Raw genomic sequence first — 21,589 nt, forward strand, 5'->3', positions numbered from 1 at the left:
ATGGGGATTTTAGTTCAGGAAGATAAGGGATTATTCCATTTACAGAGCGCAGGGATGAGTTATATTCTTCAGCTTGTTAATGATTATCCGGCACATGTGTATTGGGGCAAGAAGCTGCGTAGTGGCAGCAATTTGGAAGGGCTGTTGAATCTGGGAGGAAATAGGGGTCTCGACCGGCTCCCGCAGGAATATCCCCAATACGGCACGGGAGATTTCAGAACACCTGCTTATCAAGTTAGGCTCGAAGACGGCACTCGTATTACAGAGCTGAAATACAGCGGGTACCGGGTAGTTGAGGGTAAACCCTCACTGCCGGGTCTGCCATCTGTATATGTTGAGTCTGCGCAAGAAGCACAGACGTTGGAGCTTACACTTAAGGATGATTACGCCAAGCTGAGTGTTATTTTGCGCTATACGGTTTTTGAACATACCAACGTAATCACCCGCTCTGTGGAGTTCACCAATGCGGGGGAAACACAGCTGCGATTGCAGCGTGCACTGAGTGCTAGTGTCGATTTCTCGTCTGGCGATATGGATATGATCTATTTGGCAGGAGCTTGGTCAAGGGAAGGTAATCTGACCCGTAGACGTCTGGTGCAAGGGGGTACGACCATTGGGAGCCGCAGAGGGATGAGCAGCCACCAGTTAAATCCATTTGCAGCGCTGGTGAAACCTGAAACGGATGAAAATCATGGAGAGGCCTACGGCTTCAGTCTTGTATATAGTGGAGGCTTTGAAGCTGAGGCAGAGGTCGATTCCTTCGGGATGACCCGGTTTACGATGGGGCTGAATTCTTTTGATTTCGCCTGGCTGCTGGAGCCAGGCGAACAATTCCAGACCCCAGAAGTAGTGATGGTGTATTCTTCCGAGGGGATCGGGGAAATGTCGAGAACCTATCATCGCTTGTACCGGACCCGTTTATGCAGAGGGTTATATAGAGATAAGGAACGGCCCATTCTCGTCAACAATTGGGAAGCCACCTATTTCAACTTCGATGCGGATAAATTGGAGTCGATTGCGGCGGAAGGAGCGAAACTCGGAATAGAGCTATTCGTGCTGGACGACGGCTGGTTTGGCAAAAGAGACGCAGATAACTCCTCTCTCGGAGACTGGGTAGAGGATCTGCGCAAGCTTCCTGGCGGATTATCTGATGTGGCGCAGCGTGTGAACAATCTAGGCTTGCAGTTTGGCCTCTGGTTCGAGCCGGAGATGATCTCGCCAGACAGCGAGCTCTATCGTAAGCATCCCGACTGGTGTCTGCATGTGCCGGGACGCCGCCGTAGCGAAGCCCGCTGGCAATTGGTGCTGGACTATACTCGGGAGGATGTACGTCAGTACATTTATGAGTCACTGTCCCGGATTTTCTCGACCGTGCCCATTAGTTATGTGAAATGGGATATGAACCGTTGTTTAACGGAGATTGGCTCTGCAGAGTTACCTTCTGAACGCCAAGGGGAAACCGCTCATCGTTATGTGCTTGGTCTGTATGAGCTATTGGAGCGAATAACTTCAGAGTTTCCGCATATCCTGTTCGAGAGCTGCTGTAGTGGTGGTGGCCGCTTCGACCCAGGCATGCTGCATTACATGCCGCAGACCTGGACCAGTGACGATACCGATGCTGTGGAACGACTGAAGATTCAGTATGGAACAAGTCTGGTGTATCCGGTTAGTTCGATAGGCGCGCATGTGTCTGCCGTGCCGAATCATCAGGTAGGACGGATCACCCCGCTGTCTTTTCGTGGAGATGTAGCTATGTCCGGTAATTTCGGTTATGAGCTGGATCTTACGAAGTTTACAGACGAAGAGAAGGAACTTGTGAAGGAGCAGGTTGCGAACTATAAACAAATCCGCAGTCTTGTGCAGCAAGGTAATCTGTACCGGCTGCAAAGCCCGTTTGAGGGCAATGAGACAGCATGGATGTTCGTGTCCGATGATCAGCGAGAGGCATTAGTTTATTACTTCCGGGTAATGGCTGTGCCGCACCCGCCCCGCCGTAGCCTGAAGCTGAATGGTTTAAATCCGCAGCTGGATTACATTCTGGAGGCAAGTGGTGAGGTTTACGGTGGTGATCGGCTAATGCAGGCTGGACTGGCTCTGCCGGATATCCAGCAGGATTTTGTTAGCGGATGTTATAAATTGAAGGTGCAGGAATAGAGTTTATTGCAAGTCATCAGCAAGCCATGAGCCTAGCTCGTGGTTTGCTTTTTTTGTTCAAAGATGAATTTGAATCAGCTGAAGCTGCGGATGGCAAGGCAGCCTTGATCGTATCCACCTCCACACATATATTTCTCCTGTTATGGCATCCTGTGCAGCTACCCTTGTGCATGACGCTATAGCTTTTTTGCATGTTCATATTCCGTTCATATTGAGGTCATAGAGAGTACATCTTCATTGGTTAATCTTAGCTTAGCAGTTAGTTATGGTAGTCCAAAACACAGCTGATGACAGGAGAAGATACGAGTGGAAATAAAAGAAAGAATGAAAATGAAGGCGGGCACGAGAACAAGTAAAATACTAAACATACTACTTAAAGTAGTAGGAGCAATAATCATCGCAATCGTGCTTTTTCTCGCTATTGTCTACACAGTTAATTTAATCAGCAATAAATCGGAACAAAATAAAATAGAACCCTATGGTCAGTTAGTACCCGTAGATGGGAAAAACATGAATGTTTATATTCAAGGAAAAGGTGAAGAAACAGTCGTGCTACTACCGGGTTATGGCACAGCAGCGCCAGCTCTTGATTTTAAAGCATTAATAGATGAACTGTCGCCGTTTTACAAAGTTGTCATGATTGAGCCTTTTGGGTATGGATTAAGTGATCTGACCAAAAAGGAGCGCAGCACAGAGAATATTGTAAGTGAAATTCATGAAGCTTTACAGGCTCTTAATATTGACCGTTATATTCTAATGGGCCACTCTATTTCAGGGATATATGGACTAGATTATGTTAACAAGTATGAAAATGAAGTGAGTGCATTTGTCGGGCTTGATAGTAGTGTTCCATCGATAAGCGAGAGGAAGATCGAAGCTTCGGAATTAAGAGCTATAAATCTGCTCAAAAAATCCGGTTTAATCAGATTGCAAATGAAATTTAGTGCTGACCCAATTGCTGAACTACCATTTGATGATAAAACAAAAGAACAAATGAGACTGATCAATCGCAAAAACATATTTAATCCCACCCAATTAAATGAAGCTGGAATGATGTATTCTAATTTTAAATCAGCTGAAAGCTTAACATTTCCTAAAAATCTTCCTCTTATTTTCTTTATACAAGCGAATCAACCAGCAACGGATAGATGGATACCAGAGCATGAAAAGCAAATCAAGGACTCTGTGCATGGAAAAATAGTGAAGTTTGAAGAGGGACATTATTTATATCGCACTAAAGCAAAAGAAATCGTAAAAGACTTTCAGGCATTTATGAAAGAAATAAAATAAGTGCTGCCGTCGAGCCGACCGGATTTCAGGATTTCCTCTGATTTTCGTTCGGGTTTTTATTATTCTGTAAGATATGGGGGAGTGCCACCAGTTAACGATGCTCCAATCATTATGGTCTGGTCTGGGATAAGAATGAGAAGGCGCCGAATACATATGATGGAGAGTTCCCTTGGTTGCTGCTAGGTTCCTAGGTACCCTGCTTCGGATCGGACTCAGGAGTCCTTATTTGCTAGAAAAGAGGCAATTGAGGCTACTTTCGGACCCCAGCGACGTTATTGGCTAATATCGCGACCGTATGGGGGTGTTTTGGAGTAAATAGCTGCACCTGAGTCCGATACCATCTCAAATATGCGGTTTTTTCGCAAATAGCGTCTGTGCGGTCCGTAAGTAAATAGGGAGTAGGGGTGGTATGAGAAAGTATGAGAAAGTATGAGGAAGTATGAGGGAGTATGATGGGGTTCCCCCAGTTAACGATGCTCCAATCATTATGGTCTGGTCGGGGATAAGAATGAGAAGGCGCCGAATACATATGATGGAGAGTTCCCTTGGTTGCTGCTAGGTTCCTAGGTACCCTGCTTCGGATCGGACTCAGGAGTCCTTATTTGCTAGAAAAGAGGCAATTGAGGTTACTTTCGGACCCCAGCGACGTTATTGGCTAATATCGCGACCGGATGGGGTGTTTTGGAGTAAATAGCTGCACCTGAGTCCGATACCATCTCAAATATGCGTTTTTTTCGCAAATAGTGGCTATACGGTCCGTAAGTAAATGGGTAAGTACGACCAGTGGCGAGTAACCAACTAATCGAATGGGTGAGTACGACCAGTGGAGCGTGACCAACTCATCGAATGGGGGAGCCTCACCAGTGGCACACGGAGCAACTCATCGAATGGTACTTTCCAATGATCGCCGGCTGACTCGCTAATTATCCGTAGTTTCCAGTAATCTACGGTGAGCCCTATCTTTCCACAACCTCCATAAATCCCACAATGAACACCACGGTAGCCTTTTTTAAGCTAGAGCATGTCCTATTTCCCTATAATCCACATTGACTTGGGTTTGTCACACCCCTATGATGATTATTAATATAAAAATATATGACACGAAGAGGAGCGAAACATCATGGCTTTGGAGATCGAACGCAAGTTTCTGCTGCCGGAATTTCCGGAGCAGCTGATTCAAAAGGGAGAATTGAAGATTGTTACCCGTCATAATATCGATCAGACATATCTGGCGATAGATGGTGGTCAAGAGCTTCGCGTGCGTAAAATTACGGATCTGGACTCAGGTGAGGTAACCTACACGCATACGTTTAAGGATGGCAAAGGGATCAAACGCGAAGAGATCGAATATTTTATCTCAGAGGGTTTATATAATCAGATGATCGAAGCGGTAAATGCGGTAGCTTTGGTCAAAGAGCGAATTACAGCGGTGTGGAATGGCACAACGGTTGAGATCGACGTATATTCCCAGCTGAAATTGTCCGTATTGGAGGTTGAATTTGAATCTCTGGAGGAAGCGGAAAGCTTTAAAGAGCCGGAATGGTTCGGTAAAGATGTTAGTACAGAACGGCAGTACAGCAACAAAACGGTCTGGAGAGAGCTGCAAAATAAGACAAAGAATTAACGGACTTTAGCGCGTAAACGTGGTAGTATATAGGGAAAACAAGCAGAAATAGCTTTATCATCCCTAGCTAGCTTAAGGATAACGTTTAGGGTGAAACTTATAGTTAATTATAAGAATTTATAAGTGGTGCAACTATAATAGCCTTATATTTCTGCGAGAAACAGTTGTCTTCTATATAGGACGACAACATTGTTTCTTCTTATCATATATTCTTGTCATATATTCTTGTCATATATTAACGAGGGGTTCAGGAGGATGAGCATGAAGTTTATAAGCACAAGAGGTAATGTGGAACCTAAAGGTTTTATTGATACGGTGTTGATGGGTCTTGCGGACGACGGTGGGCTGATGGTTCCATCCGAGATTCCAGTGGTTTCAGCAGCAACGTTGGAAGAGTGGAGAAGTCTTAGCTATCAGGAGTTGTTCCTGAAGATTGTTGCCTATTACACCAATGATGAGATTCCTTACGAGGATTTGCAGGAAATGGTCAACACCAGTTATGCCAATTTCCGCACACCTGAAGTAACACCTATACACCAAGTGGATGATTCTTTATATGTCCTTGAATTGTTCCATGGGCCTACTTTTGCTTTCAAGGATGTAGCGCTGCAATTTATGGGTGAGCTGTATTCATATATTTCCAAAAAACAAAACAAAATCATCCACATCCTCGGTGCAACCTCTGGGGATACTGGAGCGGCGGCCATTCAAGGTGTACGCGGCAAAGAAGGCATCAAGATCTGTATTCTCCATCCACATGGTAAGGTAAGTAAAGTGCAGGAGTTGCAGATGACTACGGTGGACGATAGCAATGTATTGAATTTGTCTGTTCATGGTAACTTTGATGATTGCCAGAAGGTGATTAAGGATCTGTTCGCAGATCTGGACTTTAAAGGTCGGTATCATCTGCGTGCAATCAATTCCATTAACTTTGTGCGGATTCTGGCGCAGACTGTTTATTATTTTTATGCATATCTGCATGTCGATGGCAGCAACGAGAAGAAGATTAATATCAGCGTGCCTTCCGGTAACTTCGGTAATATTTTCTCGGGCTATTTGGCTAAGCAAATGGGGCTTCCTATTAACAAGCTGATCATTGCTACGAATGAAAATAATATTTTGGAGCGTTTCGTGAATACTGGCGAATACAAACCAGGTAATTTCACAAGCACTTACAGCCCTTCGATGGACATCCAAGTGGCAAGTAATTTCGAACGGTATCTGTATTATCTGGTAGGCGAGGATTCTGAGAATTTATCCGCGTATATGTCTAAGCTGCAAACCGAAGGCAAGATTACGGTTGAAGGCGAGGCGCTTCAGCAGGTGCAGAAGGATTTTGCAGCGCTGGGTGTAAAGAATGATCAATGCTTGAATACGATCGCTAAGTATCAAAAAGAATACGGCTACCTGCTTGATCCACATACAGCATGTGGAATCGCGGCTTACGAAGCCTTTAATGGCCCAGATGAGATTGGCATTACCTTTGCGACTGCACATCCAGCTAAGTTCGATGAGGCAATTACTTTGATCGATATTAAGCAGGAATTCCCGGCACAGATTAAAGCATTGTTCGAGATGCCACAACATCAAACCGTAGTGGATCATGACAAGGATGAAATCGTGCGTCAGCTGCAAGCTTTTTACGGATTGTAATATCATATACTGTTCTACTTCACAGCACAGCCCCCGTTCTTGGGATAAGAACGGGGGCTGTTTGTGTGTTTATAGTAGCTTCTAACATTAACGTTGCGGCGTACGGGTCTGCTCCCTAGCTTTTTCACAAAAAGCAGCGACCTTGTAAGAGACATAGTACGACAGCATTTTTTCAGAATCGGTAAAGTCGGTGTCCAGCAGTCTGCTGATAAGATCGAGCTTATATCTGAGTGTATTCCGGTGAATGTACAGCTCGTCTGAGGTAATCTGCATGTTCCGGTTATTTTTGAGATAAACGTAAAAGGTATGATATAGATTGGACTGGTGCACAGTATCGTATTCTTGAAGCTTGAGCAGCTCTGGATGGTAGTAGTTATTATCCTCGTTAAACACAACATCAGCAGAGAGCATCTCATAGAGCTGGATATCTGAATAGTAAGTCAGCTGCTGCTGCGGGCTGAGAATGGTACCGATCCGAATAGCGTTTCGGGAGTGAAGATAGTGTCTCCTACATTGCGTAAGATTAGTGAACATATTGCTGATGCCAAGCGAGATGCCGGTTTGGGCTAGAAATTCCTGCAGCTGCTTATTTACAAGCTCTTTGGAGAGATTTCCATCATGGATCATTACAATCTGCCCGTCATAATAGGTGGAAGGACTGCCCGGAAAAAGCTGTTGCAAACGTTCTCTTAAATAATCATCATAACGGCCTGAACCTTCATACCAGGTAAGATCGAACAGCAGCACAAGCAGCTGATTCCCGAACTTTAGTCCTGCACTCCGCATCCTGTCCTGAATAATCCGGTTGTCCTGAAGCTGTTCCTCTAGCAATGCGCAGATAAAATCTTCAACTTTTATATTTTTGGCGTTGCGATAGTAGCTATTTTTGCCCATCTCTTCGGCAAGTATGGTAGCGGTGATGGACAGCAGCTCGTTATCTCTGGCGCGAAAAGGATTTGTGCATCCTAGAAGCAATACATTGCCGATTTGTTTGCCGGCTACTTTTATTTTGGAGATCAGTTTGGAGTTTGATGTTTCCTCGCAGGTTACCTCATAAGATTCATCGCTTTGTTTCCCACGCTGGACACTGTTCATTTTGCTCACAGCCGCAATGAAGTCGTAAGAGCAATAACCTTTGCGGATATTATTACTCCATATGTAATCGTCGATATCGGAAAGGTCAGAGTGAGCTACAATTTTGAAGCTGCAATCAAATACAATGACGGGATTCTGCAGTAGCTCGGCAGCTGTCTGTACGATAGCTGAAAGGCCTGCACCTGAAATGTATGCAGTAAACAAAGATGCGGTATAATGCTCCATTTCGATTTTACCTGATACTTGCTCATTTAAGGAAACATCCATTCATATCGCCCCCTGTTTCAATAATAGTGCAATATGCACTATAAAGAAGTGATTTTTGGTGCTTGTAAATATATTCACAAAGTATTGGACGCCTTAAACTAAAGGTGGAGGTGCTAAGCAGATGAAATATGAAAAACTGTTTGCAGCAGGTAAAATTGGACGCCTTGAACTTAAGAATAGAATTGTATTACCGGCTATGGGAACGTCACTGGCCGCGGCCAGTGGTGAAGCGTCGGATGAAATGATTGCTTTTTATGAGGAACGTGCCGCGGGTGGCTGTGGTCTAATCATTACGGAAATTACGCGTGTGGATAATGAGACCGGAGTAGGTACACCGAACCAGCTGAATGCAAGTGACTTGCTGTTTGTGCCGCGTCTGGAGAAACTGGCAAGAGCTGTGCATCGTCATGACAGCAAAATATTTCTTCAGCTCCAGCATCCGGGCCGGCAAAATCACGGACGGCTTATTGGAGGCAAACAAATTGTTGCTCCTAGCGCAGTGATGTCTTCAGCGATTGGGGAAATGCCCCGGGAGCTGTCTACTGAAGAGGTAGAAGAGTTAGTTCGTAAATTTGTGTTCGGAGCTTATATAGCTAAAACAGCAGGTATTGATGGCGTGGAGATCCATGGTGCCCACGGCTATCTCGTAGGACAGTTTCTGAGCCCACTTACCAATCTGAGAACTGATAAATATGGCGGTTCACTGGAAGGTAGAATGTCATTCCTGAACGAAATTGTGCTTGGCATCAAAAAGACCTGTGGCGCAGGATTCCCTGTATCGGTGCGAATCGACGGCGATGAATTTGTCTCAGGCGGGATTACACTGGATGAGGCTATCCAGACTGCGAAACATCTGGAAAGCATCGAAGTGGATTGCATAAATGTAAGCTCCGGCACTTATGAATCATCCAATACGATCATTGAGCCGATATCCTACCCGCAAGGCTGGAAAAAACATCTCTCCGCAGCCATTAAGCAAGCGGTGCAAATTCCAGTGATTGCTTGTGATGTGATCCGTAAGCCTGAATTTGCTGAGAGTCTACTACAGGAAGGAAATACGGATTTTGTAGCCCTTGGAAGAGCCCAACTGGCCGATCCGGAGTGGGGTAACAAAGCGGCAGCAGGCAAAGAAGCAGAGATAAGAACCTGTATCTCTTGCCTGTACTGTATTCAGGAAGTGATGGAGTGCAAGGTAATCAAGTGTGCTGTCAATGCCAGAGTGGGCCGGGAGCTTGAATTTGCAGAACCAACCAAGGATGGCGATGGCAAAGTAGTAGCTGTGATCGGCGGGGGTCCAGCAGGTATGGAAGCAGCACGGATTCTGGCGCTCAGAGATTTTAAACCTGTATTGTTCGAAGCCAGAGATGTGCTAGGCGGCAGCGTGGAGCTGGGAAGCCGGCCACCATTGAAGGAGAAGCTCAACTGGTTTATTGATAATATGCAGCATCAGTTAGAGGATCTGGATGTTGATGTCCGTCTCTCTACGAAACCTACGCTGGAACAACTGAAGCAACTGAACCCTTATGCGGTATTTGTTGCTGCTGGGGCACAGCCTATAGTGCCTGTTATTCCGGGAGTAAAGAAGGCAGCGGTCTGCACCGTTGTTGACGTACTTAGTGGGTCAGTTGTGATTAAGAACAAGCAGGCTGTGGTCATCGGCTCCGGCATGACAGGGCTGGAAACGGCTGAATATTTAGCCGATATGGGAAATCAGGTCACGGTGGTGGAAATGCAGCCGAGGGTTGGTCCAGATGCCTATCTGCCAAATCTGATCGACATTGTGACTAGACTGAAAAAGAACGGCGTGGAGCTTCTAGCATCAACCAAGCTGGTAGAAGTGCAGGATGGCGCGATTGTGCTTGAGAATACGTCCACGGGGGAAACTTCGCTGAAAAAGACGGATGCTGTTGTATTATCCATTGGTGTTACACCCGATCGCTCATTTGTTGATGAGTTGAAGCAAGTACTGCCCAATGTGAAGGTGATCGGCGATGCAGGCAAGCCAGGCCGAATCGGACAGGCCATTCAATCTGGATTCGAAACGGCTTTTGTGCTGAACTAAAGGGTTACTAATCTAAGGAGGGTTCATTCATGGTGAGTTTTGTGAAAAGTTTCGCAGATATGCAGAAATACGGAGGCAAGCCAACCACCTTTTATGATGCAGAGATGCTGACGGTGTATTGGGAGACCAAACCAGAGATTATCGAGCGTTTGTTGCCGAAGCCACTGAAGCCAACAAGCCGGCCGCTGGTAAATGCTTTTATCGCCAATTACCCAGCTACGAACTTTTGTCCACCTTATCGTGAAGCTGGATTGTTCGTTCTAGCGGACTATAACGGACAATTAGGCAACTACTGCCTGTCGATGCCTATTACAAGCGATATCGGGATGGCTATGGGCCGGGAAGTATGTGGGCTGCCTAAGAAAATGGCCGATGTGCGTATGAACACCTCAGAAGATGGCATTGATGGGGCAATCGGCCGGCATGGCATTGACTTTTTCAACGTAAAAGCCACTATGGATGGACACTTCAATGACAATGGAGCCGAGAAGATTCTGGAGGAATATTACGGCAAAGATATCCCTTTGTATAACATCAAATATGCCAATGCAATTGACGGAAACGGCTTCGATCTGATGCCAACCTTGGTCACACAGCGTTTAGTAAGTGAGGTTAAAGTCTATAAAGCGGCTGAAGCCTCTATCACCTTCCAAGACTCCCCGCATGATCCTTGGAGTGAGCTTGAAGTTGTGAATATGCTGGGCGCGGTTTACACCGTCAGTACAAATGTGCTTGAAAAAGGTAAAATTCTGGAGCCTCTGAATCCAATGGAGTATCTTCCATACTGCTATCTCCGCTGGGACTGGTGGGAGAACAATTTGCAACCTGTTTCCTCAGTATAAGCCTACGTGTTTGAAGTGAGTTTGTGCGAAATGAAACCGAAGAAGGATCGGCTAACTAAACATTAGGAGGAATTAGAATGACTAACCTTTTTGATTTGACGGGTAAGACAGCTATTATCGCAGGAGCATCCAGTGGGATCGGGGTACAATTCGCAGAGATGCTTGCTGAGCAAGGAGCAGACATTGCTATTTTGGCCAGAAGATATGACAAGCTTGTAGCAGTAGCCGAGGATATCCGGGCTAAATACCCTGAACGCAGAATAATTCCTATCGAGTGTGATGTAAGAAAAGAGGACCAGATTATTGTGGCTGTTCAAAAGGTTATGGAAGCCTTTGGCAAAATTGATATTCTGTTGAATAATGCTGGTGTGGTGGATGCGGTTCCGATTGAGGCGCTGGAAGAAGAAGCTTGGGATCGGGTACTGGATACGGATTTAAAAGGTGTTTTCCTGATGTCGAAACATGTGATCCGGCATATGAAGGAACGGAATTACGGCAAAATCGTCAATACAGCCTCAATGCTAGGCCTTACAGCTTCTGCTTCGGTTCCTACGCATTCTTACAATGCTGCTAAAGGTGGAGTGATCCATCTGACAAGAGGGGTGGCGGCAACTTACGCTAAGCATGGTATCACTGTTAATGCGATTGGACCAAGCTTGTTCAAAACTGAAATGACTGAGAATACGTTATTTGCAGAAAAAGCGCTAAAAATGTACAACGCAGTGTGTCCGATGGGGCGCCCTGGTAATCCGGGAGAATTAAACGGCGCCGTGCTCTACTTTGCTTCAGATGCTTCCAGCTACACTACAGGTCAGACCTTGTTTGTAGATGGCGGCTGGACAATTATATAGAGTTCATCTGGTTCTGTAAGCTCGGGGAATGATTGTAACTCCAAAAAAAGGGTATCTCAAAAGCCATGAAAGGGTGGCTGGGATACGCCTTTTTTTGCGTTGTACGATGAGCGGTGCTCCGCCAGTAACAAGAGAATTGCTGAATTTATCAGAAATTGTCGTTAATTTGCCTTAAAAAGTAGACATGACTACCTATGAGTGAGAAAATAGCATGTAGAGTTAGTAATAACTAAAAAGGACGGGATAACATCATGACAATTCGTTTCGGGGTCATTGGAACAAACTTTATTACAGACCGCTTCGTGCAAGCCGGCTTGGAGAATGAGGAGTTTATCCTGACAGCCGTGTACTCTCGCACAATGGAGAAAGGTCAGGCCTTTGCTGCTAAATATGCGGGAGCTACAATTTATACGAATTTGGAAGATATGGTGAAAAGCAAAGATGTAGATGCTATATATATTGCCAGCCCAAATTCTATGCATGCAGAACAAGCGATTATGTGCTTAAATCACAGCAAGCATGTGCTCTGCGAGAAACCGGCTGCATCCAACAGTACGGAGCTTAAAGCTATGATTGAAGCTGCGCGCACAAATGATGTGCTACTGGTAGAGGCGATGAAATCGACCTTTATGCCGAACTTTGGAGTGATTCGTGATAATTTGTATAAACTCGGCCAAGTTCGCCGTTATTTTGCAAGTTACTGTAAGTACTCCTCCAGATATGATGCCTACCGGCAGGGGACTGTGTTAAATGCGTTTAATCCCGCTTTTTCCAATGGCTCGTTAATGGATCTTGGAGTGTACTGTTTGTATCCAATGGTAGTGCTCTTTGGCAAGCCTCAATCAGTACAGGCAGTGGGTGTCATGCTCTCGTCAGGTGTGGATGGTGAAGGAAGTCTCATTATGAAGTATGACGATATGGATGCGGTAGTTATGCACTCCAAGATTTCCGACTCCTATCTGCCAGCTGAGATTCATGGAGAGAACGGTACGATGGTGATCGACAAAATCAATGAGCCTTATCAGGTGAAAATTTACTATCGTGATGGTACAGTTGAGGAGCTTACGTTGCCTCAGGTGTTTGAACCTATGTATTATGAGGTGGAAGAATTCATCAACTTGATTAAGAATGGTGAACGGGAGAGCAGAATTAATACTCATGAGAACTCCATGGCCGCAGCAGAGATTATGGAGGAAGCCAGAGCACAGATCGGTCTCCGCTATGCCTCAGATTTATAATAAATAGAATGGGGAGCAGGACTTGAAGACTTTTAAAAAGGTTTATATTGAGATAACAAGCGTCTGCAACCTCGCCTGCAGCTTTTGTCCACAAACCGCCCGGACGAAAAATTTCATGAAGCTTGATACGTTTAATACGATATTGGATGAAATTAAACCACACAGCAATCATATTTATCTTCACGTCAAAGGGGAGCCGTTGCTGCATCCCAAGATCGGTGAACTGTTGGATGCTGCTCATGCCAAAGGGTTCAAGGTTAATATTACAACCAATGGCACGTTAATTCATAAAGCCGGACCTAAAATTGTTGGTAAGCCCGCACTGCGTCAGATGAACTTTTCTCTGCACAGCTTTGATGGGCATGAAGGGTCAGAGAACCGTGAAGGCTATCTTTCAGAGATAATTTCTTTTGTACGGGAAGCCTCAGCGCAAGGGGTCATTATTTCTTTCCGCTTGTGGAATTTGACGGAGGATAATCTGACGAATCTGGAGAGAAACCGTAACCGTGAAACCCTTGCCCTGCTGGAGGAAGCCTTCAACTTGGATTTCAAGATCGAAGAAAAGGTTGTGCCTGGCAGTGGTGTCAAGATTGCCCCACGCGTCTACCTTAATCAGGATCATGAGTTCCGTTGGCCAGCGCTGAATGAGCCGGAAGATGACGGAAAAGGGTTCTGTCATGCCCTGCGGAGCCAAGCGGCAATCCTTGTGGATGGCACGGTTGTGCCATGCTGTCTGGATGGTGAAGGAGTAATTAACCTAGGCAACATCCATGAAACTCCGTTCTCAGAGATTGTAGAGGGGGAGCGGGCGAACAATTTATTCTATGGCTTCTCACGTAGAGAAGCGGTGGAGGAGCTGTGCCGCAAATGTGGGTATCGGCAGCGGTTCGGAACCTAATGAATGGAATGCAAACAGAACCGGGACATGGCTATTTCATGAGTCCTGGTTCTGTTTTTTAATTAACGGGATTGTATATATATAATAATAGGTCTTTATAGTCTCCACTTTGGAGCGAAGGAGGAGCATATGCTGAAATCACTGGAAGCCATCGCCTTATACCGTGAAGGTGTGCAAGATCATTTGGAGGATCACCTCTGGCTGAAGCTTATTGTCCAAGCGGAGGAGCAGATTGTAAATTTGGAACGTGTGGAATCTCTGGAGGAGCTGGATCGCAGGAATCCCGTACTAGACTATGTGGAACGTAGCTTGCAGATTCTGGACCAACTTCCCCGTTCTATTTGGATAAAAGAGCTGGTGGAAGAAACGTTAATTTGGTCAGAAACGGCTAAGGGAGGTACAGCAAAGGAGCGGCTGGTTTGGCAGGAGGAAGGGATCAATTGTTTTGTACATAATTTAGGTTCCGCACAGTTATATGAGAGATATTTAGGGAAGGCTGTCTCCGAGAAAGGTACGATGATTCAGCGGCTTATTGAGACTCATGGACTTATAGGACAGCAAATTCGCGGAGAAGTGCCGCCGGAAGTCAATAAGCCACTCCATGATATAGTGGAAGATCAGCTGCTGACCGCGGAGGAACTGGAACGCCTGCTGACCGTGCTCAATCATTGCATCATCGGAGCTGTGTCTCCCGAGTTATGGCAGAATGTGCAGCATGAAGTGAAGCAGCTTATTGAGCTGATTTCTTCAGGCAATCTTGCTAGTCCTATGCCGATGAAGGAACGACTGCGCAGAATGCGGCTGGGTCCGATCTCTAGAGGAGAGGATTTCACTACGGAATGGGCTAAGCTGACGCAGGAAGGTTTCCATGCTGAACGGTTGGTTTCATTAAGTAAGATTACCTTCTGGTATGTAGAATCTGCACTACAGACCTTTTCGCTGGAGCAATTTCTGAAGGTGATGGTGCTTGCTGCCCAGAGGGCGCAGAATGAATCCTTAAGCCATATCAGCTTCGAGCATGTCATGAACAGCATTTACTACGATTACAAGGGTGTTAAGAAGACCAATGTTTATAAGAAGCGGATTATCGAAAAATATTTAGCGGAGCTTACATGGAAGGATATCGAGCAAGGGACTTTGCCTGCTGAGAACCCTCACCTACTCTTGCGGCAATATTCTAAGGAACATCTGCCAGACACGGTATTTTTTCAATTCCAATTCTCGGCAGCGGCAGAGAAGCTGATCGAATTCTGTATGGAAGCTGAAAAATCACCCTTGTATGAACGTGCTGTATTGCTGTTATTCGATCTATTCGAGCTGCGCAGGGATGCTTTTGACCGTTTTCATAATGAAGATACCTACTTAAGCCAAATGAATAATGCAGCAGATTATAAAGCTGTAATTCTAGATCATGTCACTGGACAAAAAGTGCTGGATATCGGTCCGGGCGGCGGTGTGCTGCTGGATTTACTGGAAGAGCGTATGCCCGAAGTTACTCCTATCGGCATTGATATATCAAGCAATGTAGTGGAAGCCTTGCGACAACGCAAGCAGCGGGAAGGTCGCCACTGGGAGGTGCTGCAGGGAGATGCGTTGAACCTTAAAGATTTCGTGGAGGCCGGAACGGTGGACACGGTAATTTTCTCTTCGATTTTGCATGAGCTATATTCTTATGTGCCGCTAAATGGTAATAAGTTCAATCACGACACCGTCTCCGCAGCTCTGCGAAGTGCCTTTGCTGTATTGTCAGCTGGCGGGGTTATCATTATCCGCGATGGGATCATGACTGAACCTGCATCATTGCTGCGGAGAGTTCGCTTTCTGGAAGAGGACGGTCTGGTGTGGCTGGAGCGTTATGCGAAGGATTTTGCTGGACGTCAGATTCAGTTTCAGAGATTAGGGGAACAAGAAGTACTCATGCCCGTTAATGATGCCATGGAATTTTTATATACTTATACCTGGGGCGAAGAGGCTTATATTCACGAAGTCCAAGAACAGTTTGGTTATTTCACCCCTACGGAGTTTGCCTCATTTATTGAACAGATTTTAGGAGAGCAGGCAAAGATTGAGGTCTTCCGGCATTACTTGCAAGAAGGTTATACCGAAGCTTTGCGTGATAGAGTAAGGTTCATGGATGAGAGCGGACAGGAAGTGGCGCTGCCGGACAGCACCTGCTTTATTGTGATTCGGAAGGAATAGCCGAAAAATACATCAGCTGCATCTAAAAAAAGCAATCGGCAGACCCTCTGCTGCGGAGGAGATCCGATTGCTTTTTTATATAGAGATTCTTGCCCTTGTTAGATTAGTACTTCTAGCTGCGACTTATCAGATTCTTCGGCTAAACGTTGAATTTCTTGATAGGTAGCTAATTGTTCTGTCCGCTCATTGGTGTTCTCTTCAAAAGGTTTAATTTCTGTTGAACCTGCTTTATCGATCTGATCTTTAATTTTATCTCCCGTGTCTTTCATGGCATCGCCTAACGTTTCGTTCATTTCCGATAGTTTAGTTTCGATTTTGGATAACTGCTCCCGTTTGGCTGTTGCGGAATGAGTAGAACGAGCCTCATCCAGCTCTATTTCCTTGGTCAGAACTTTTGCCTCGCCACGCATCTTAGTGTGGGTAGAAGAAACTACCTCCATTTGGCTAACATCTTGGCTTACAGAAACAATCGTATTCAATCTTTCGTTCTGTATCTCTTGCTCGGTTTTAGGTTCATCCTTTGGATTAGCTTTTTGAGCATCTTCTAAGTTCTTTTGTTGCTCTTCGAAGCTGTATTTTGCAATTTGTTGGTCAATCGTTTGGAGCTGCTTGTCGAACTCCTTAAGTTGATCTTGAATAGATTCGAGATTATGTGAACTTTTGGTAGTTCTTTCAATCAGACTGTTCTTACTGTCGATGATATTTTGTTTTTGTTTAAGCAGGGAGTTAACCATTCCGTCCATTTTGGATTGATTTTGAAAAGCAGCCTTTGCAGATTTACTTATTGATAATTTATCTCCATTACCATTACCACTAGTATTGCTGTTTGATTTCATAGTTTTATCATTAGTTTGGTGACTAACAGATACATTAAACCTCGTTCCCATAGATGCGGTCATATTCGTTATGTGCATGGTTCATTATCCTCCTACGACGATAAGATCTATCTATAATATATCGGTAAATCAGCAGCAATACTTAATAAGGAGAGCTGTTAGCCGCAGCGTTGTTTGATGGACGCTTAACAGCTTCTTTGTCCAAACTATCCCGGAAGAGGAAGATATTTTCGATTCCAGGCTTTGTAATGTCTATTTACCGGTGAATTTTTGTCGAAAGTTAGAGGGAGAAATGCCTTCTTTCTTGGAGAAGCAGGAAGAGTAGTAAGTAATATGATGGAAGCCAACCTCTTCAGCGATGCGGGCAATGGACCAGGAAGTTTGAATTAACAGCCGTTTGGATTGTTCTAGACGATAGGACAGGAGATAGGCCATAGGGGTCACACCGTATATTTTTAGCATGTTTTTGGCGAGATAGTTGGGATGATAGTTAAGTTCTTTTTGAAGTAAGGAGTTAGAGACATCACGAGTATAATTTTGCCGAATGAACAATTCAATCTTCTCGGCAAGATGAATGGCGGTTGCATCGGATGCCTCGGCCAGATCACGGTCCAAGAATTGCAGGAACTGTTGAAAGGAGGCTTGGCGCTTCCAGTTGCGCATCGACTGGGGTTCTTGTTCCAGATGGAAAAAGAACTCTAATACCTCCATTGCCTTCTCTGATATTTCCGTATACTTCGGAATAAAGATCGAGCATACATCGCAGTGATTTAAATAAGCTTTTTGTTTATGGCTTTCGATGAGCTCGCTCTGATTCTCCAGACATTCGTTCATATCCTGACACTCGATCCAGCTGCCGAAGGTCTGGAAATGAATCCAGATGATTTCTGTTTCGATAGGACAAGGGGCAAAACCATAGTGATGGGCATCTGGACGAAGGATGAGGAATTCTCCTTCCTTTAGCTCCCAGTGCACCTCGTTCTCGGCGATGGGCAACATCCCCTTTTTAACAATGATTAGATCAAATACGCCGATGCAATTACGACTGATATGATAGTCTCCAGCATTGTAGTGAGCACGACCACAGTCTATGAAATAAGGAATAGGCGGTGTGATAAAGCTAAGAATCGGTGAGTTCATCGCGAGCCTCCAATTGGAATCCATCGTTTTTTTATGATGTAGATGAAACTAGCCTGCACCTTTCCTGAACTCCGAAGGCGAGCATTTCATCGCTTTACGGAAAACCTTTATGAAATAGCTTACATTATCAAATCCGACCTCGAATGCGATGTCGGATATTTTTCTTTCACTTTGTTGCAGCAGATCGGCAGCCTGGCGAATCCGGTATGAGTTGATGTAATCGACTGGCGTTTTACGAGTCATCATTTTGAAGAAGCGGCAGAATTGCCCCTCGCTCATGGGAATAAGCTCTGATAGATCACGGGTACGTATCGGTTCCTGATAGTTATCTTGGATATAAAGGATCACCTTTTTAAGGCGGTTAATTTTGGTGGTATCAGCATCATCCGATTGGCTGCGGTTCTCAAATCGGCCCTCTGCGGTAATCTTGGAAAGCATGATTAGCAAAGTTCCTTTCATAAAGGTCTCAAATCCGGGCATTTTATTAGCGTATGCCTCCATCATTTGCTCCAGATGATGAAGCAGCTCCTGCTGCCAAGGGACATCTGGTGTAATATGTCTCGGAAAGCTCTGGCGCTTCTCTTGCAGTGGCAAAATCGCGTTTTGCTGGATCGTATCGTACTGGGCGCTAGCCAAAAGATCAGGCAGAAATACAAGCGCACAGAATTTGCAGGGGGTGTCTTCGTTCAGCACATAGGCGGCGTGTATATCGCCAGATTCGATAAATACCGCTTCGCCCGCGCGGAGTGGAAAATATTCTGTGTCTACTTGGAACAGAATTTCTCCTTCTAGCAGCATAAAGAACTCCGCTTCTTCATGCCAATGTGTATCGAGTACATGCGTTCCGGATGGAAGTTCTATCCAATAAGCTGCGAGTGGAAACATACTATCTCCATGAACTCTGTTTTCTTTTAGCAAACTCTGAGTTGTACGGTCCATATAAAGGCCTCTTTTCTTAGAAAAACATCAAAATAGTGTTATAAATGAGCTATATAGTATTAGTTTTGTTCATTTTTTATCGGTATAATGCAACTATAAACACCAAATTGAAAGGTGGCAAGTACACAATGAAATTTACTGATGGTCTCTGGCTGGTTCGTGAAGGTATCACGATTAACGGCGCAGTTCAAAATTATGTTGTAGAAAAGACTCCCGAAGGATTAACAGCAATTACACAAACGACTCCAATCACAGGGCGCGCAGCAACGCTGAATTCAACCCTGCTTACTGTAAAATTCCATTCTCCGCTTCCAGGCGTGGTAGGCATTAAAATTATTCATCATGATGGTGTACAGGAACGTGGTCCGGTTTTCGAACTGACTAAAGGTACTGGCGATCATGTGAAGATTGAAGAAACGGATCTCGAAACCGTGCTGATCAGCGGCGGACTTCGTGTAGTGATTCGCAAAGGCGAACAATGGGCGGTGGATTTCTATCGCGGCGAAGAACGTATTACAGGCAGTGGCTTTAAATCCATGGCTTACATCACCGACCAAGACGGTAACACGTACATGCGTGATGAGCTGGATCTCGGCGTAGGCGAATTCGTATATGGTCTGGGCGAACGTTTTACCGCTTTCGTGAAAAATGGACAAACCGTTGATATCTGGAACAAAGACGGCGGCACTAGCTCTGAGCAAGCTTACAAAAACATTCCTTTCTACGTATCAAGCAAAGGTTATGGCGTATTCGTGAATCATCCGGAATTGGTTTCCTATGAAATCGCTTCAGAAAAAGTGAAAAAAGCCCAATTCAGCGTAGCTGGAGAAAGCTTGGAATACTTCGTGATTGATGGACCTACCATTAAAGACGTTATTAGCAACTATACTGCTCTTACAGGTAAACCAGCGCTTCCACCAGCATGGACTTTTGGCTTGTGGCTGACAACTTCGTTCACTACCAACTATGATGAAGAGACTGTAAATTCCTTCGTAGAAGGTATGGCAGAACGTGATCTGCCGCTGCATGTATTCCACTTTGACTGCTTCTGGATGCGTGAGTATCAATGGACTGATTTTGAATGGGATAAACGTGTATTCCCAGATCCAGAGGGCATGCTGAAACGCCTGAAGGAAAAAGGCCTGAAGATCTGCGTATGGATCAACTCTTATATTGGTCAACGTTCACGCTTGTTTGAAGAAGGCAAGAAAAACGGCTACCTGATCAAAAAGCCTAACGGCGATGTTTATCAATGTGACCTGTGGCAAGCGGGTATGGGACTGGTGGATTTCACTAACCCTGCGGCTTGTGAATGGTATGCCGGCTACCTGCGTGATTTGGTAGATATGGGCGTAGACAGCTTCAAGACAGACTTCGGTGAGCGGATTCCTACAGATGTAGTTTATTTCGACGGATCTGATCCGATGAAAATGCACAACTACTACACTCAACTGTACAACAAAGTTGTATTTGAAGTATTGGAAGAGAAGCTTGGTAAGAATGAGGCAGCATTGTTCGCACGTTCTGCAACTGCTGGCGGCCAACAATTCCCAGTTCACTGGGGCGGAGATTGCTACGCAGATTATGAATCCATGGCAGAAAGCCTTCGCGGCGGTTTGTCCCTGGGCTTGTCCGGTTTCGGTTTCTGGAGTCACGATATCGGTGGTTTCGAGAACACTGCTCCGGCACATGTATTCAAACGCTGGTTAGCTTTTGGACTGTTGTCCAGCCACAGCCGTCTGCACGGCAGCACTTCGTACCGTGTGCCTTGGGCGTACGATGATGAAGCTTGTGATGTTACCCGCTTCTTCACGAAGCTTAAATGCAGCTTGATGCCTTACCTGTATGATGTGGCTGGGCAGGCTGCAGAGCATGGCTGGGCTTCTATGCGGGCGATGGTTATGGAATTCCCGGAAGATCCAACATGCGAAGTGCTCGATCGCCAATACATGCTGGGTGATTCCTTGCTCGTAGCGCCTATTTTCCAAGAAAACGGCGAAGTGAAATACTATCTGCCAGCAGGTCGCTGGACTCACCTGTTATCTGGTGAAACTGTACAAGGCGGATCATGGCGCAAAGAGAAATATGATTTCTTCAGCCTGCCACTGTTCGTTCGTCAGAACTCCTTGCTGGCAATCGGCAGCATCGACAACAAACCGGATTATGACTTTGCGGATGGCGTGAAATTTGGCCTGTATTCACTTGAAGAAGGTACTACTACTTCTGCAACCGTACGTGATCTTAAAGGTGCTCCAGAATTGACTGTGAAGGCTGCCCGCAAAGGCAACAGCGTAACAGTTACTGCAGAAGGCAGCGGTAAAGAATTCTCGCTTTCCCTTAAAGATCTGGGAGCTATCGCTTCCGTAGAAGGTGCAGAGCAAGTGGATGAGACTACAGTGAAAGTAAACGCGGGTGCAAAATCTGTATCGTTTACCATTACACTGAAATAAGATGATTTCTTAAAGCATATTGATATAGCCATAACCTCTCTTGTAGACTGG

At 45.3% G+C, this 21,589-nt stretch carries 15 protein-coding genes; 11 read left to right on the plus strand and 4 right to left on the minus strand.

Annotation, left to right across the window (positions count from 1 at the left end):
* From NST58_RS04855 to thrC, 4 genes are all read left to right on the plus strand, one after another.
* A complete protein-coding gene (locus NST58_RS04855) occupies positions 1-2,154 on the plus strand; it encodes an alpha-galactosidase (RefSeq protein ID WP_339246528.1) in 2,154 nt (717 codons plus the stop codon).
* A gap of 324 nt (positions 2,155-2,478) precedes the next feature.
* Positions 2,479-3,444, plus strand: a complete 966-nt coding sequence (locus NST58_RS04860; protein ID WP_076194460.1) for an alpha/beta hydrolase — start codon at positions 2,479-2,481, stop codon at positions 3,442-3,444.
* A 1,120-nt stretch (positions 3,445-4,564) separates the two neighbouring features.
* Complete coding sequence (locus NST58_RS04865; RefSeq protein WP_036680734.1) at positions 4,565-5,068, plus strand: CYTH domain-containing protein; 504 nt, start codon at positions 4,565-4,567, stop codon at positions 5,066-5,068.
* A gap of 261 nt (positions 5,069-5,329) precedes the next feature.
* The gene (gene thrC, locus NST58_RS04870) at positions 5,330-6,721 is read left to right on the plus strand and encodes a threonine synthase (RefSeq protein ID WP_339246531.1); all 1,392 of its coding nucleotides are present in this window, start codon (positions 5,330-5,332) and stop codon (positions 6,719-6,721) included.
* 87 nt (positions 6,722-6,808) lie between these two features.
* Here the strand turns inward: thrC and NST58_RS04875 are convergent, their stop codons facing one another.
* On the minus strand, positions 6,809-8,083 hold the full coding sequence (locus NST58_RS04875) for a helix-turn-helix domain-containing protein (RefSeq protein WP_339246534.1): 1,275 nt from the start codon (positions 8,081-8,083) through the stop codon (positions 6,809-6,811).
* A 121-nt stretch (positions 8,084-8,204) separates the two neighbouring features.
* Here NST58_RS04875 and NST58_RS04880 point away from each other — a divergent pair, with 121 nt between their 5' ends.
* From NST58_RS04880 to NST58_RS04905, 6 genes are all read left to right on the plus strand, one after another.
* Positions 8,205-10,145, plus strand: coding sequence for an NAD(P)/FAD-dependent oxidoreductase (locus NST58_RS04880; RefSeq protein WP_339246537.1), 1,941 nt, complete (start codon positions 8,205-8,207; stop codon positions 10,143-10,145).
* A 29-nt stretch (positions 10,146-10,174) separates the two neighbouring features.
* Positions 10,175-10,987, plus strand: a complete 813-nt coding sequence (locus tag NST58_RS04885; protein ID WP_081386450.1) for an acetoacetate decarboxylase family protein — start codon at positions 10,175-10,177, stop codon at positions 10,985-10,987.
* Positions 10,988-11,064: 77 nt separating this feature from the next.
* Positions 11,065-11,838 carry a glucose 1-dehydrogenase gene (locus NST58_RS04890; protein WP_036680744.1) on the plus strand — a complete coding sequence of 258 codons (774 nt, stop codon included), beginning with the start codon at positions 11,065-11,067 and terminating at the stop codon, positions 11,836-11,838.
* A 251-nt stretch (positions 11,839-12,089) separates the two neighbouring features.
* Positions 12,090-13,076, plus strand: coding sequence for a Gfo/Idh/MocA family oxidoreductase (locus tag NST58_RS04895; RefSeq protein ID WP_339246540.1), 987 nt, complete (start codon positions 12,090-12,092; stop codon positions 13,074-13,076).
* A gap of 22 nt (positions 13,077-13,098) precedes the next feature.
* Positions 13,099-13,974: a radical SAM/SPASM domain-containing protein gene (locus NST58_RS04900; RefSeq protein ID WP_076219700.1), complete on the plus strand. Its 876-nt coding sequence runs from the start codon at positions 13,099-13,101 to the stop codon at positions 13,972-13,974.
* Between the two features lie 129 nt (positions 13,975-14,103).
* On the plus strand, positions 14,104-16,173 hold the full coding sequence (locus NST58_RS04905) for a class I SAM-dependent methyltransferase (RefSeq protein ID WP_339246543.1): 2,070 nt from the start codon (positions 14,104-14,106) through the stop codon (positions 16,171-16,173).
* Between the two features lie 98 nt (positions 16,174-16,271).
* On the opposite strand, the gene NST58_RS04910 is transcribed toward NST58_RS04905, so the two are convergent.
* The 3 genes from NST58_RS04910 to NST58_RS04920 form a co-directional block, all read right to left on the minus strand.
* Positions 16,272-17,087, minus strand: a complete 816-nt coding sequence (locus tag NST58_RS04910; RefSeq protein ID WP_339246546.1) for a hypothetical protein — start codon at positions 17,085-17,087, stop codon at positions 16,272-16,274.
* A 174-nt stretch (positions 17,088-17,261) separates the two neighbouring features.
* On the minus strand, positions 17,262-18,149 hold the full coding sequence (locus tag NST58_RS04915; RefSeq protein WP_076129612.1) for a helix-turn-helix transcriptional regulator: 888 nt from the start codon (positions 18,147-18,149) through the stop codon (positions 17,262-17,264).
* A 48-nt stretch (positions 18,150-18,197) separates the two neighbouring features.
* Positions 18,198-19,088: an AraC family transcriptional regulator gene (locus NST58_RS04920; protein ID WP_076129611.1), complete on the minus strand. Its 891-nt coding sequence runs from the start codon at positions 19,086-19,088 to the stop codon at positions 18,198-18,200.
* A 128-nt stretch (positions 19,089-19,216) separates the two neighbouring features.
* On the opposite strand from NST58_RS04920, the gene yicI reads away from it, so the two are divergent.
* Positions 19,217-21,538, plus strand: a complete 2,322-nt coding sequence (gene yicI, locus NST58_RS04925) for an alpha-xylosidase (RefSeq protein ID WP_076129610.1) — start codon at positions 19,217-19,219, stop codon at positions 21,536-21,538.
* The last annotated feature ends 51 nt before the right edge of the window (positions 21,539-21,589 follow it).

This window comes from Paenibacillus sp. FSL R10-2796, from assembly GCF_037965315.1.
GTDB lineage: Bacteria > Bacillota > Bacilli > Paenibacillales > Paenibacillaceae > Paenibacillus_AQ > Paenibacillus_AQ odorifer.

Coding starts and splice junctions, on each gene's coding strand:
- NST58_RS04890 (WP_036680744.1), top strand. CDS start 11,065: ATGACTAACCTTTTTGATTTGACGGGTAAGACAGCTATTATCGCAGGA.
- NST58_RS04920 (WP_076129611.1), bottom strand. CDS start 19,088: ATGGACCGTACAACTCAGAGTTTGCTAAAAGAAAACAGAGTTCATGGA.
- NST58_RS04915 (WP_076129612.1), bottom strand. CDS start 18,149: ATGAACTCACCGATTCTTAGCTTTATCACACCGCCTATTCCTTATTTC.
- NST58_RS04895 (WP_339246540.1), top strand. CDS start 12,090: ATGACAATTCGTTTCGGGGTCATTGGAACAAACTTTATTACAGACCGC.
- NST58_RS04855 (WP_339246528.1), top strand. CDS start 1: ATGGGGATTTTAGTTCAGGAAGATAAGGGATTATTCCATTTACAGAGC.
- thrC (WP_339246531.1), top strand. CDS start 5,330: ATGAAGTTTATAAGCACAAGAGGTAATGTGGAACCTAAAGGTTTTATT.
- yicI (WP_076129610.1), top strand. CDS start 19,217: ATGAAATTTACTGATGGTCTCTGGCTGGTTCGTGAAGGTATCACGATT.
- NST58_RS04875 (WP_339246534.1), bottom strand. CDS start 8,083: ATGGATGTTTCCTTAAATGAGCAAGTATCAGGTAAAATCGAAATGGAG.
- NST58_RS04885 (WP_081386450.1), top strand. CDS start 10,175: ATGGTGAGTTTTGTGAAAAGTTTCGCAGATATGCAGAAATACGGAGGC.
- NST58_RS04880 (WP_339246537.1), top strand. CDS start 8,205: ATGAAATATGAAAAACTGTTTGCAGCAGGTAAAATTGGACGCCTTGAA.
- NST58_RS04905 (WP_339246543.1), top strand. CDS start 14,104: ATGCTGAAATCACTGGAAGCCATCGCCTTATACCGTGAAGGTGTGCAA.
- NST58_RS04865 (WP_036680734.1), top strand. CDS start 4,565: ATGGCTTTGGAGATCGAACGCAAGTTTCTGCTGCCGGAATTTCCGGAG.
- NST58_RS04910 (WP_339246546.1), bottom strand. CDS start 17,087: ATGCACATAACGAATATGACCGCATCTATGGGAACGAGGTTTAATGTA.
- NST58_RS04860 (WP_076194460.1), top strand. CDS start 2,479: ATGAAAATGAAGGCGGGCACGAGAACAAGTAAAATACTAAACATACTA.